11 protein-coding genes are annotated in these 14,143 nt (G+C 45.8%); 1 reads left to right on the forward strand and 10 read right to left on the reverse strand.

Features of this window, described 5'->3' with window-relative positions; all coding sequences use genetic code 11:
• Window positions 1-3 precede the first annotated feature (3 nt).
• The 7 genes from fdh3B to V1U08_RS07630 all read right to left on the reverse strand — a co-directional run bounded on the left by fdh3B (window position 4) and on the right by V1U08_RS07630 (window position 7,425).
• Window positions 4-612 (reverse strand): formate dehydrogenase FDH3 subunit beta, encoded by a 609-nt coding sequence (gene fdh3B, locus V1U08_RS07600; protein WP_014231815.1) that lies wholly within the window; start codon window positions 610-612, stop codon window positions 4-6.
• 11 nt (window positions 613-623) lie between these two features.
• Window positions 624-3,479: a formate dehydrogenase subunit alpha gene (locus V1U08_RS07605; protein WP_014231814.1), complete on the reverse strand. Its 2,856-nt coding sequence runs from the start codon at window positions 3,477-3,479 to the stop codon at window positions 624-626.
• A gap of 10 nt (window positions 3,480-3,489) precedes the next feature.
• Window positions 3,490-3,690, reverse strand: a complete 201-nt coding sequence (locus V1U08_RS07610; RefSeq protein WP_330470331.1) for a twin-arginine translocation signal domain-containing protein — start codon at window positions 3,688-3,690, stop codon at window positions 3,490-3,492.
• Window positions 3,691-3,763: 73 nt separating this feature from the next.
• Window positions 3,764-4,390: a TorD/DmsD family molecular chaperone gene (locus V1U08_RS07615; RefSeq protein ID WP_330470332.1), complete on the reverse strand. Its 627-nt coding sequence runs from the start codon at window positions 4,388-4,390 to the stop codon at window positions 3,764-3,766.
• Between the two features lie 9 nt (window positions 4,391-4,399).
• Complete coding sequence (locus V1U08_RS07620; protein WP_014231811.1) at window positions 4,400-6,061, reverse strand: 4Fe-4S dicluster domain-containing protein; 1,662 nt, start codon at window positions 6,059-6,061, stop codon at window positions 4,400-4,402.
• 304 nt (window positions 6,062-6,365) lie between these two features.
• Complete coding sequence (locus V1U08_RS07625; protein ID WP_268669114.1) at window positions 6,366-6,968, reverse strand: DUF3306 domain-containing protein; 603 nt, start codon at window positions 6,966-6,968, stop codon at window positions 6,366-6,368.
• Window positions 6,958-7,425: a DUF3305 domain-containing protein gene (locus tag V1U08_RS07630; RefSeq protein WP_014231809.1), complete on the reverse strand. Its 468-nt coding sequence runs from the start codon at window positions 7,423-7,425 to the stop codon at window positions 6,958-6,960. Before V1U08_RS07630 ends, V1U08_RS07625 begins: the two co-directional genes overlap by 11 nt.
• A gap of 329 nt (window positions 7,426-7,754) precedes the next feature.
• Between V1U08_RS07630 and V1U08_RS07635 the strand changes: the two genes are divergently transcribed.
• Window positions 7,755-8,585, forward strand: a complete 831-nt coding sequence (locus V1U08_RS07635) for a formate dehydrogenase accessory sulfurtransferase FdhD (protein WP_330470333.1) — start codon at window positions 7,755-7,757, stop codon at window positions 8,583-8,585.
• A gap of 317 nt (window positions 8,586-8,902) precedes the next feature.
• Here V1U08_RS07635 and V1U08_RS07640 read toward each other — a convergent pair whose 3' ends face one another.
• The 3 genes from V1U08_RS07640 to V1U08_RS07650 form a co-directional block, all read right to left on the reverse strand.
• Window positions 8,903-10,495 (reverse strand): ABC-F family ATPase, encoded by a 1,593-nt coding sequence (locus tag V1U08_RS07640; RefSeq protein WP_014231806.1) that lies wholly within the window; start codon window positions 10,493-10,495, stop codon window positions 8,903-8,905.
• Between the two features lie 141 nt (window positions 10,496-10,636).
• A complete protein-coding gene (locus V1U08_RS07645; RefSeq protein WP_014231805.1) occupies window positions 10,637-12,679 on the reverse strand; it encodes a sensor histidine kinase in 2,043 nt (680 codons plus the stop codon).
• On the reverse strand, window positions 12,669-14,120 hold the full coding sequence (locus V1U08_RS07650) for a sigma-54-dependent transcriptional regulator (protein ID WP_065302509.1): 1,452 nt from the start codon (window positions 14,118-14,120) through the stop codon (window positions 12,669-12,671). Before V1U08_RS07650 ends, V1U08_RS07645 begins: the two co-directional genes overlap by 11 nt.
• Between the last annotated feature and the right edge of the window lie 23 nt (window positions 14,121-14,143).

A 14,143-nucleotide genomic window follows, 5' to 3' on the forward strand; every position in this document is an offset into this window, starting at 1 on the left:
TACTTAGCTTTTTGTTGCGTCGTAAGAAAGATCATTTCCGTCTGTCCAACCTGCATTCTTAGCGCCACGCTCTACTACACGCTGACGGAAAATATCAGATACTTTCTCGGCATCACCCGCCAACAATGCTTTCGTTGAACATAATGACGCACACATAGGCAGTTTGCCTTCTGCAATACGGTTCGCACCATATTTCTGACGTTCTTCAACCGAACCAGGTTCTGTCTCAGGGCCGCCAGCACAGAAGGTACATTTGTCCATTTTACCACGCTCACCAAACGCTTCTTGTTTAGGGAACTGAGGCGCACCAAATGGACACGCAAACAGACAGTAACCACAACCGATACACAGATCTTTGTTGTGAAGTACGATGCCATCTTCTGTGTGCTCAAAGCAGTCTGCAGGACACACTGCCATACAAGGCGCGTCGGTACAGTGCATACAAGCGACAGAAATCGAGTTTTCACCTGCCTCGCCATCATTAAGTGTTACGACGCGACGGCGCTGAATACCCCACTCGAGCGCATCGTCATTTTCGTTCTTACATGCAGTAACACAGCCGTTACACTCGATACAGCGTTTGGTGTCACATAGGAATTTCATTCGTGCCATTGTCGGACTCCTTACGCTTTACGAATGTTACATAGGGTTACTTTGGTTTCCTGCATCAGGGTAACCGGATCGTAACCGTAGGTGGTTGCTGTGTTGGCAGACTCACCGCTTACATACGGTTGAGTACCTTCAGGGTATTTAGGGCGAAGATCTTCACCTTCAAACTCACCACCAAAGTGGAACGGAATAAATGCCAGTCCAGGTTTCACACGACGAGTCACCATCGCTTTCACCTTGATTCGGCCTTTCTCCGCACCTTCAACCCAAACATCATCACCATCTTTAAAGCCAAGATCGTTAGCGTCTTTCGGGTTTACTTCTACGAACATTTCTTGCTGAAGCTCCGCCAACCAAGGGTTTGAACGAGTTTCATCACCGCCGCCTTCGTATTCAACCAAGCGACCAGAAGTCAGAACAATCGGGTACTCGCCAGATTTGTCTTGGTCCTGAATCGATTTATATAACGTTGGAACACGGAAAATCGCGTCTTTGTCTTCCCAGGTTGGGTAATCCGTTACAAGGTCACGTCTAGGTGTGTAGAGCGGTTCACGGTGCAACGGAACGCGGTCTGGGAATGTCCAAACAATCGCACGTGCTTTTGCGTTACCAAATGGGATACAACCGTGCGCGATAGCAACACGCTGAATGCCGCCAGACAGGTCGGTTTTCCAGTTTTTACCTTCTGCTGCGACTTTCTCTTCGGCTGTAAGGTCGTCCCACCATCCTAGTTGTTTTAGCAACTTGTCGGTAAATTCCGGATAACCATCTTTGATCTCACTGCCTTTCGAATAGCTGTCTTCAGCTAGCAAGTTTTTACCTTCAAACTCCACACCAAAGCGTGTACGGAAGTTACCACCACCTTCGGCAACGGTTTTAGAAGTATCGTAAAGGATATGAGTGCCCGGGTGCCCCATCTCTGGCGTACCCCAACATGGCCAAGGTAGACCGTAGGTTTCACCATTAATTGGTCCGCCCTCTGCTTCAAGCGTGGTTTTATGGAATGTGTGCCAGTTTTGTTGGTGCGCTTTGAGACGCTCCGGACTCTGACCTGTGTAACCGATCGTCCACATACCTTTGTTGAATTCACGAGTCAGGTCTTCAATCAAAGGCTGGTTGTTTTCTACACGAATATTTTTGAAAAGCAGATCGTCGAAGCCAAGCTTTTTCGACAACAGGTACATGATTTCGTGGTCAGGTTTTGATTCAAACAAAGGCTCGACAACCTGATCGCGCCACTGCAAGGAGCGGTTAGAAGCCGTAACACTGCCGTAAGTTTCGAATTGGGTAGTCGCAGGAAGCAGGTAAACACCATCAGTGCGATCGTTCATTACCGCCGCTACGGTTGGGTATGGGTCAACGATGACCATCATATCCAGTTTCTGCATCGCCTTCTTCATCTCAACACCACGTGTTTGAGAGTTTACAGCGTGCCCCCAGTAGAACATGGCGCGAATGTTTTCTCGCTGACGAATGTTGTCTTTGTCTTCTAACACACCATCGATCCAACGCGATACCGGAATACCAGCACTGTGCATTGGTTTTTGACCGCCATACTCGTTGTCATCAAAACGGGCTTTGATCCACTCGTAGTCGATGTCCCAAACTTTTGACCAGTGACGCCAAGAACCTTCAGAAAGGCCATAATAGCCTGGTAGTGTATCGGCTAGGACACCAAGGTCTGTTGCGCCCTGAACGTTATCGTGACCACGGAAAATGTTGGCACCGCCGCCTGATTTACCAATGTTACCAAGTGCAAGTTCTAGTACACAGTAAGCGCGAGTGTTGTTGTTACCTGTGGTGTGCTGAGTACCACCCATACACCAGACAACACAGCCCGGACGGTTTTCAGATAGTAGTTTTGCAGTCTGGTAAACGTCTTCCTCGCTTACGCCTGAAACGCGTTCAACTTCTGCTGGTGTCCATTTTGCGACTTCAGCACGGATTTCATCCATACCAAATACACGCTGACGGATAAATTCTTTATCTTCCCATTGGTTTTCAAACACGTGCCACAATACACCCCAAATGAAAGCGACGTCTGAACCTGGGCGAAGAGATACATAGTGATCGGATTTTGCAGCAGTACGAGTACGACGAGGATCCGCCACTACAATCTTACAGTTGTTTTTCTCTTTGGCGATCAGAATGTGTTGCATCGCAACTGGGTGCGCTTCTGCAGGGTTAGAGCCAATGAACAGCATAGACTTACAGTTATGCATGTCATTGAAAGAGTTCGTCATTGCACCGTAGCCCCAGGTGTTTGCTACCCCTGCTACCGTGGTTGAGTGACAAATACGCGCTTGGTGGTCAACGTTATTGGTTCCCCAAAGAGATGCCATTTTACGGAATAGGTACGCTTGTTCGTTGCTGTGTTTCGCACTGCCTAAGAAATAAACAGAGTCAGGGCCGGATTCTTTACGGATATCCAATACCTTGGTGCCGATTTCTTCAATTGCTTCGTCCCAAGACAGCTTTTTCCACTTACCGTTTTCAAGCTTCATTGGGTATTTTAGGCGACGTTCACCATGGCCATGTTCACGCAGCGCAGCCCCTTTCGCACAGTGTCCACCAGCGTTAAATGGGTGATCAAAAGCTGGTTCCTGACCGGTCCAAACTCCATTTTGAACTTCAGCGTAAATACCACAGCCTACCGAACAGTGAGAACAGATGGTGCGTTTCACTTCTGTTTTCGCTTCTGGGTCGACAGTTTTCGCTTCCGCTTTTTTCATCATGCCCGGAGCAAACAGACTTGCACCGACAACAGCGCCACCAGCAGCAAATGAGGTGTTTTTCATAAATGCACGGCGCGAAATGCCAAGTTGGTTGGTTTCTTTGCTCACACTGTCGGAGCGTTTGACAAGTTTCATCTCTTACCTCCTAAAGTGTGTCGTAGTAATCACGAATGTGTTGAGTTTCACGGTACCCTTTCTTCTTCACGTCTTTTTCAGAAGACTCAACGGTTTCCGACGCGTTTGCCACTTTCGTGGTTCCTGCGACGACGGCACCAGCAACGGCAGCGGTTGTTAAGCCTTTCAATAGCTCCCTGCGGCTTGAGTTTATTTCTTTATTATCTTTCATCATTGCTTCCTTACCTTCCGGTAGATCTTTGGAGGATCATGCCTCTCTATCGATATGACTTTGTACTGCTTGATTACTCATAATCAGTGACGTTTTTCACATCAATTTTTAATTTGGCTTTACTGCTCTTTGTATTCTCGCTAAATCGAACCTGTTCAAGCGTTAGAAACGCGTTGCAAAGCTGAGCGGCTGGTTTATAAAAGTTTGCACTTTCTGCATTTTCTAACTGGCGAGTGAATGCGCTAAACCAAGGGGCGAGATGTTTGTTAAACACTGCTTGTTGCAAGCCCTCTTCTTCGCCAGTCAGCATGGCCATGACTTCACAAAGTGCTGAAATGTGATCTTCGGGTTCTTTAACGTTTTGAGCGCGCTCTATGCCCAGTAAATCTAAATCGTGACGAATATCCGCTAGCGGCTTTTCCATCATTGAGCCTGTGCGGTGCCATGATCCAAATGGAACGACTTCACCACGACCAATACCGATAAAGAGATCTTGATATTCATCTTCAAGCGTTTCTCGTTCCGCTTTTTCAGCCGCTAGCTGAAGCGCAATCCATGCTTGCTGCATTGCACTTGCCGAAGGTTCCACTTCCAGATACTTAAGAAACTCAAGCATCTCTTCCGTTGGCGCACTGCGAAAAAGCGCCGATAAAATCAGGTATATTTCTGTTCTCAGTGTTTGTTCTTGCTGCTTTTCCACTGTGAGCTCCTAATACTTGAGTTGTTTCATTGGATCAGAGGCCATCGACTCAAACATATCGACCACGCGGCAGTCTTCACACATGGCGATACGGTTAATTGCGGCTTCATCAGTAAAATGAGAATGTCCACGTAGCTTGTTTTGCAACATGTCGATCATGGATTGAGGTGCGAAAGGTTTGTGGCAACGAAGACACTCAGCCGCTTTCTCTTGGTGAATGACGACTGCTTTCTGACGTTCTTCTTTCACCCAGTTCATGCGAGGCGTTAGCGTAAGTACATTTTCCGGACACGCTTTTTCACATAAGCCACATTGAACACAATCTTGTTCAACAAATTTAAGAGACGGAGACTGACCATCGGTATGCAGTGCGCGAGTCGGACACACAGCAACGCAGCTCATACATAAGGTACAATCTTTACTTTCACAAGAAACCGAGCCATAAGGGGCATTGCCCGGTAATTCAACGGTATTATCGACAGGAATACGCGAGGCAGATAACGCATCTAGCGCGGTAAACAGGCGCTGACGTTTATTGCCTTGTAGCTCTCCTACCGCTAAATCGAAGGAATCTGTACACAATGTCGGTGCGCCTTCACGCAGAGATTCCAAATACAAGATATCGATGGTTTCTTTTGCAATGCCAAGTTGATCAAGCAATTCATGTGCTATACCGACTTCACTATTAAGTACGCGCAAAATGGTTGGCGGCATAAAACGTGAAGCAGCAAACAGAACCTGGGTCGCTCCGTTCACAAGCGCTGCAAACCAAGTATCGATACCAACAGATGGCAACTCTTCAACCACAATAGGAATGACATTATCTGGAAGCGCTTTTAAAGCCATGACGTTGTAGGTTTCATGGCGTGAACTACAAATCAGTACGATAGGATCAACGCCACCTGCTTTTTCGTAATTCGCTAAGGTACGTTCAATGAACTTTTGGGTATCTTCTGGATTTGGGAGTGCGTAATGAATCGCTTCTGTAGGACATGCGGTTGCACAAGTCCCGACACCCTGACACAGGTATGGGTTAATCTCGATACGATGTCCTGTTTTAGGACTACCTTCACTGGATAGTGCACCCGCCGGACAGGCATCAACACAACGCTCACAACCTTTTACGCCTCGAGAACTGTGCGCACACAAGTCGGTATCTAAACGGAAAAACTTCGGTTTATCAAACGTCCCCATTAACGTCGGGATTTCTTCCAGCGCTTCTGCGAGTTTGGGATAGCCACGACCGACTGGATAATAACCCGGAGCTGGTACTTCCTCAGACATACAGCTGTTAAGGCAAAGATCGAGAACGACGTCGAAACAATCCGTATTAATTGCTACTTTAGCGAGATTGTTTGTCGAACCATTGTTTTCAATAATTACTTCAAATGTACCCAGAAAGCCAGACACCTGAACAGAGTTCGCATAATAAAGCGCACTGTGAGTTCCCTTTTCTCCGTCAGTAGACAGCAACGTAAGGCTGTTCATTTGTGATAATTGAGCTGCGGCACTTTCAATGATCGCCGTCGGGCCGACAATTAAAGTGTTACCGCCACTTTCGTAGCTCACCGTCGGTGGGATCAGGTTTGTCAACTCGATGGTATTTTCAAAAGCATATAGCCTTGCTTTACCGTTACTGGAAGTCGTTTGTTCTAATAGTTGTTTCAACATTGCTCGTTTCCATTTATCAACATGGATAATCTTCCATCTTTCATTGTAGTTAGCGCGGTAGATTCTGCTGATTAACTTATAATTAAGCTGTTTTGTATGGAGCATCAGAGCCCATAGCAAAATTCAGAAAGCCGATAGCGTTACAAGAAGATTGGTATTACCACTCAATTAGCAAGCGTCATGCCAATTTTAATATTCAATATTTTCAATAATTTACTTGGTATCGAGCTGGTTCTATCTAATAAAAAAGCCGGATGAGACAATATGTCCCACCCGGCCAGTTGAGTGTTTAGTCAAAATGTACCTATTTTGAGTGTGGTATATTTTGTCCTACTTGTTCTGATAGCGATTCTGACTCTAAAGTGCCATTTTTATCTACTACTGTATATTTATCCAGTTCAGATTCATTTTGAGCAGGTTCGACGATTTCTTGCTCATTTTCATCAGCATCTGAAGCCTCTGTTTGAACCATAGCCAGCTCATTATTTTCAATGGTTGCGTCGTCTTCAGTTTTATCTTTCACCCAGTCTCGCAGTGTTTCTGCTACACCTTCCGAAAGTGACTTCAAATTGCTGTAGTCGTCATCGTAATCGTCTAACCCGTCACGGACATTGAACTCTTCTGATAGAAACAACTTACGTAACGCGGCTTTTTTCACGCTTTCTGATGCTTCTGAAACCAATAGGTTTGCAATCGACATCTCTTCCGGCTTTTGCTCGTCAACGTTGGCAGCCGTTTCACTTACTTCAGCTGTCGGGCTCTCTTCAGCAGCAATGCGATTAGCGGAAGGATTTGCGTCTGCCTCCGTATTTGTCACGTCACTTTGTTCGGCATCTTCATGCGTGTTTTGAGATTCTTCTAACTTGCGTTTTGACCAACGGCTTAAAAAATCATGACTAGTTGCCATTTGCTCTACCCGCTCCTTTGCGCTTCTTACCTTTCAACTCTAGCATTTCTCCATGGCGTCCGATAAAGGCCTCCATCCAGGCTTGCACAGGTAATGGCATGTTGTTTGATAACACTAAATTGTCCCCATCCATATATCGAGCCGCGACGGCTTGAGAGGCGGTGAGAAGCTGTATCGCTGGCTTCTCATTGGAGTCGAGGTTATCCATTACAAGAAAGAGTTTTGGGTTTTGCGAGCTTAGGTTAAATCGGTAATCCGTGCGTTCATCTCGGTGTAATTGGAGAAGACAAACATCAGTGGTGTCTTTATCAGGCGTCAGTACAAACTGTGTTAGTTGCCATTGGGTTGTTACCCAGGCACCTGTAATAATTTCATGTTCAACCAGTTCTACGCCGATAGGCCATGAATCTTCGGTTTTCTCATATATATTTTCTAAATCTTTGTTAATGTCCGACATAACTCACCCAACTTGCTTCATTTGGTTTGATTGGCGAAAAGGACATTCTGGCCCACGCTCTCAAACCACGTTAGGTATACGTAGCAATAAACGCGCCAAATCAACCACTGTAATACTAGACAAGATACAGATATAAATACCAAATTAGTCGAAACTCAATGGGTTGTATGTGTCATTCCTGCGAACTCTCAGTTTTTATATTAAGTAGCGTGAATCTCTCGCATTTTTTCCGTCAACCGCTATGTTGGAATGAGATTTGCTATTCAACCTCGTGTTAAAAAGAACAATCCTTGTGAGCAAGTAGCTCCTTCACTGAACAGGACAAGACTGTGGTAAAACCAAATATTATTAAAACCAGTGAAAATCCCCTGCAGACTATCGAAGTCGATGTGTACGATGAATACGGTGAAAAGCTGACGAAACAGATTGCCTGCGAGCGACCTCTTACCGTAATGCTGAACTGGAAAGAAATTGTAACGCTGATGACGATAGGATCCCGTCCAGATGCGCTAGTTTTAGGCTATTTAAAGAATCAAAGCTTCTTATCTGATCCGGAAGCGATAGAGTCTGTCATTATCGATTGGGAAACCCATTCTGCCGCAGTGATAACCAAAGAAAACATCGAGCATTTAGAAGGTGCGTTGAAAAAGAAAACCGTTACCTCGGGTTGTGGCCAAGGCACCATGTACGGCAATGTGATGAAACAATTGGAGAACTATCAGGTTCCGCAAGTACCGCTTAAGCAGTCAGAAATCTATGCCACGCTTGAAGCGCTGACTCATTACAACGATACATACCGAAAAGCAGGTGCGGTTCATGGATGCGCAGTTTGTAAAGGGAATCAAGTGTTGTCGTTTGTGGAAGATGTAGGCCGTCACAATGCCGTGGATACGCTTGCCGGAGAGATGTGGTTAAATCAAGAAACTGGCGATGACAAAATATTTTATACAACCGGACGTCTTACATCTGAGATGGTGATTAAAGTCGCTCAAATGGGCATCCCTGTTCTTCTTTCTCGTTCTGGTGTAACCCAGATGGGGTTAGATCTCGCCAGACAATACGGTATTACTACGATCGCGCGTGCTAAAGGGTTGCGTTTTCAGGTATTTACTGGCGCGGAAAAAATTGATTTTGATGTAAAAGGTACCCAAAAGGAATAATTTGCAAAAGCAAAGTTTGGTGTAAACTTAAGTTAATCGCTGCCAATATGGGGTTGGCTATTTTGACGACTCCTATTTTACTGCGATTAGTATCGCTAATACCGTTTATTCACAAAGGATGTGAACTATGGACAATGACCAGCTTTGGAACTTTTTGCTCACGCCAAGTGGCATCATGGTTTCGATGATAATTACATTCGGTGTTGTTGGGATTTATGCTTACCTAACCGGTCAATTTAAGGATTAGACATCCAAACGAGAAAAAGACCTCAATGTGAGGTCTTTTTAGTTTTTAAAGGTTCGCTTTAGACGTTGTATTAACCGTCGATACCACGTGATTTAAGGAACTCAGAGTAAGTGCCTTTGAAGTCTGTGATTTTGCCGTCACGAATTTCAAGAATACGGGTAGCCAACGAGTCAACGAATACACGGTCGTGAGATACGAAGAACAAAGTACCTTTGTACTGCTCAAGTGCCGTGTTAAGTGATTCAATGGATTCCATATCCATGTGGTTGGTTGGTTCATCCATTAGCAGCATGTTTGGTTTGTGCATCATTAGCTTACCAAGCAACATACGGCCTTGCTCACCACCTGATAGCACTTTTACCGACTTCTTGATGTCGTCCTGGCCAAATAGCATACGACCCAAGAAGCTGCGTACGACTTGCTCGTCATCGCCTTCCTGACGCCATTGACCCATCCAGTCTGTCAAGTTTAAGTCTTCTGCAAAATCATGTGCGTGGTCTTGCGCGTAGTAACCAATGTTTGAGTTCTCAGACCATTTGTACGTACCCGTACGTGGTTCCAGAACGCCAGCCAAAGTATTCAACAGCGTAGTTTTACCGACACCGTTCTCACCAATAATGGCGACACGCTCACCCACTTCAAAGATTGCATCGAAGTTTGCGAACAGGTCATCTTCAAAACCTTGGCTTAGGTTTTCAACAATCAGAGCGTTACGGAATAGCTCTTTAGACTGTTCAAAACGAATGAATGGGTTTTGACGGCTAGACGCTTTAACTTCATCCAGTTTGATTTTATCAATCTGCTTCGCGCGAGATGTTGCTTGCTTAGCTTTCGATGCGTTTGCAGAGAAACGTGCAACGAACGTTTGAAGTTCAGCGATTTGCGCTTTCTTCTTCGCGTTGTCGTTGAGTAGACGTTCACGAGCTTGCGAAGCCGCGGTCATATACTCGTCGTAGTTACCTGGGTAAACACGTAGCTCACCGTAATCCAAGTCAGCCATGTGGGTACAAACTGAATTTAGGAAGTGACGGTCGTGCGAGATGATGATCATTGTGCAGTTACGCGCGTTTAGCGTGTCTTCCAACCAACGGATAGTGTCCATGTCCAAGTTGTTGGTTGGTTCGTCAAGTAGCATGATATCTGGGTCTGCAAACAGAACCTGAGCAAGAAGCACACGCAGTTTCCAGCCAGGTGCAACTTCGCTCATCAGGCCAAAGTGTTGCTCCATTGGAATACCAACAGCAAGAAGAAGCTCACCAGCTTTCGCTTCTGCCATGTAGCCGTCCATTTCTGCGAACTGAACTTCAAGATCAGCTACTTTCATGCCGTCTTCTTCACTCATCTCTGCAAGAGAGTAAATGCGGTCACGTTCTTTCTTAACTTCCCATAGTTCTTTGTGGCCCATGATTACCGTATCGATAACCGTGAACTCTTCGTACGCAAATTGATCCTGGTTTAGCTTTGCAACACGCTCGTTCGGGTCGTAGCTTACGTTACCACTGGTTTGCTCAAGCTCGCCGCTGAGGATTTTCATAAAGGTTGATTTACCACAACCGTTAGCGCCAATTAAGCCGTAGCGGTTACCTTCGCCGAACTTAACTGAGATGTTTTCGAATAGCGGCTTAGCGCCGAATTGTTGAGTAATATTCGCTGTGGAGATCAAAACCTTTACCTTAGCAATTTGAGTGTATTTATAAAAACCGGGCAACGGTACTTGTTAAGGCTACACACTGCAAGTTTTGTTTTTATTAATTATTCAGAAAACCTTTATTTGATGGATATCACATTAAATATCCGAGCCAGATTAAGCGATATTGGTGACCTCCAGCATTAACTCAGCTTTTTTCGGCAGATAAATACTGAACACGCTGCCTTTGCCCCACTCGGACTCCACTTTTAGCTCCCCGCCCGTTTGGCTAAGAATACTTTGCGACACAGACAGCCCCAATCCGGTGCCATCTCGTTTGGTGGTGTAGAACGGTGAGAAAATACGACTCACGTTTTCTGGCTTGATTCCACAGCCTTCGTCGGCAACATGGATAACGGTACCTTTTACTAAGCCATTTTCCAGCCAGTCTTCACTCGTGACGATCAATTTACCTTGACCGTTCATGGCGTGGATGGCGTTCATCTGTAAGTTAACCAATATCTGCAACAGGTGATGGCGATTAATTTCAACCGGGGTATGAGCCTGCAAATCAGCAACAAATTCAATGTCGCGCTTTTTGCTCCCTGTTTTAACCAACGTGATACTTTCGTCGATGATCGGATTAACATGCTGCCAGGTGATCTCATCCTGAACTCCGCCCTGCCGACTGTATTGCAACAAACTGCGGGTAATGTTTCTGATGCGATCGATTTGAGCGTGAATAGCGTCAATTTCTTCTTGAACTCGATTTGCGTCGTCGCCAAGTTCAAAATGAATGAGTTCGATATTACCGAGGATCACCGCCGTTGGGTTATTAATTTCATGGGCGATGCCCGCGGTAAGCTCTCCCAGTGCAGAAAGCTTTTCATGCACGACCAGCTTATCTCGGGTTTGATTAAGTAACTGAATGTGCAGTTCCAGCTCTTGGGTTTTCTCTCGCAAACTCGCTGTACGTTCTTGAACTTTACACTCTAACTGCGCTGCGGAATTCTTCAGCTCTATCTTGCGCTCTTGCAGTGCGTCCAACATGTTATCGAATTGCTTAGCCAGTTGTGCCAGTTCATGGTCGTCATTAAGCCCCAAAGGACCAATGCGCTTTTCTTTGCCCAGTTGAACCAGTTTTACCACCTTGTGAATACGTTCTATCGGACGGAATAAATCACGCGAACCTCGGTACACCATCACACCAGACACAAGCAGTAACATCAAGGTCATCAGGCTGACTTCCGCAATGTTTGTCACATACGCTTTGACAAACGGCCACATTAAATAACCGGTATATAGCATGCCAATCACATTATCATACTGGTCTTTAATGGGCTGATAAGCGGTGATATACCAAGCATCGTAAACGAAAGCCCGACCAACCCACATTTCACCCCGGGACAGTACTTGCTCTGAAACTTCGTTGCTCACTTTCGTACCAATGGCCCTGCCAAGGCGATGATCACTGTCCAGCGGGACGTTGGTGCTTACGCGCAGGTCAGACAAAAACAGGGTCAGGGTGCCAACTGGTCGTAATCGGTCATTTACATTGGGATAAATAAGGTCACGGATTTGGTCTACCAGCACGGTACTGTTGTTGAGGAGTAATCCTCCGTCCAAGAAGCCAATTAAATCGTTAGCGCGACTATAAACAGGGATGACCGTACGGCTTACTAAACCTCGGGTTTCTGTTCCACTGCCTTGGCTCACAATCGGAACCTCTGCCCGTTTAGCCAGATCGGGATCAAGTTGTTCAAGCTCTTGTTTGTTCAATATATCGAAGAATGACTCCCGCTTAGTCAAATCCATAAAGCGGAATTTGTTTTCAACGGAGTTCACGTGTTGGAAAGAGAGAAAATCTAACCCGTAACGATGCTTCTGGGTGGAGACCCAGGCCTGCAGTTCTTCCGGCGGCGTATTTTGATTGATACGGTTGTGAAAGTCATAAGAATCTGCGAACGCCCTAACGTAGTTGGCTTGCTTTTGTTGCAACAGCTCGACACTATTTTCTGCAACCCCCAAGCGCTCAGAAACATCAAGCAACGTATTCTGCCACGTGTATTGAATAGACCAATAAATGGTGATGGCAATCAACGCGAGCAGCGTCACGAAGATAGGTGCTGATGTCAGAATTAACAGGCGGTAACGCACCATACTTTTGAATCGGTGCGTCCACTTAGACAATCCTTTGTGCTGCTGCCACTTAGTTGGCATATTCCTCATCCTCTGCGTCCCACTCTTTGTACTTACGCTCTAACGTTTTGCGTGCCACGCCTAAATCACGTGCTGCCGCCGATTTGTTACCATCGTGCAGGGTAACAACCTGTTGAATATGCGCTTTTTCTACTTCTTTAAGAGTCCAGCTATTGGGATAACCGTCGCCTAAAAACTCATTACTTTCCTTGAGCGTTGGAAGCTCGGCGGTATGTGAAACGGTCATAGAAACATTTGGCAAGGCGTGAGAGCCGTTTACTTCTCGCCAATGATGAGCAGGCGGCTTACCTAATAAGATGCAACGCTCAATCAGGTTTTTTAACTCACGAATGTTACCTGGCCAATCGTACTCGCTCATTGCTTCCATATCTTCATGTGCCCACTTCGGCGCGGGCATTCCTAGCTCGCGAGTTAGCATGTTGCTGAAGAAAGGAATGAGTTCAAAGAGATCACCTTTACGTTCACGAAGTGGACACACTTCAATCTTCAGAACGTTAAGGCGGTAATACAAATCGCTACGGAAGTTGCCCTGATTCACTTCCTCCTGCAAATTTCGGTTAGTCGCAGCCACGACACGGACATCGATGCTAATTTCTTTTTCTGAACCAACCGGTCGGATTGTTCGTTGCTCTAACACTCGTAAAAGTGATGCTTGCATCGATAACGGCATTTCACCGATTTCATCAAGGAAAAGGGTTCCGCCATTAGCCACTCTAAACAGACCTTCACGTGATTTCTTCGCGCCGGTGAACGCGCCGGAAGTGTGGCCAAAAAGCTCACTTTCTAATAACTCAGGCGCGATTGCTGCGCAGTTGACCGGAACAAATGGACCACTTCTATCACTAGCCTGGTGAATACCGCGAGCAACCAGTTCTTTCCCGGTACCGGACTCTCCTTCGATTAATACTGACGCACGTGATGGTGCAAACTGAGTTATCAATAACTTAAGTTGACGGGTTTTCTCTGAACCACCTATGATTTCTGAGCTGTTGTAGCGTTGATAATCCCGTTTCATCGCATATTGCATACGCTCATTCAATCGACGCTCCATACAGCGGGTCACCGATTTAAGCATTTGCTCGAGATTAAAAGGTTTGAGAATAAAATCTGAAGCCCCAAGCTGGAGAGCTCGAATCGCGGTTTCAAGATCAGCATAACCGGTCATGAATATTACATCTGCTCTTTTTTCATCATCGGTAAAGGCTTCTTCCCACTCAATTCCTGAGCGGCCGGGCAAATTAATGTCGAGTAAAATCAGATCGTAATGACGAGAGCTTCTCAGTTGCTCTGCTTCTTCAATGCAGCCAGCCGTATCAACCTGGGAAAAGAGTTTACCCAAGGCTTTTTTCAGAATGGCTTGCATGCCTGGCTCGTCATCAACGACCAGAACAGAAAACGCGTTGAATTGTTGCTTTGTACTAATATGGGATTGCGCAGACATATTTACCCCAGATGGTTTCAGGT

It is taken from the genome of Vibrio sp. YYF0003 (genome assembly GCF_036350715.1).
Lineage (GTDB): Bacteria > Pseudomonadota > Gammaproteobacteria > Enterobacterales > Vibrionaceae > Vibrio > Vibrio natriegens.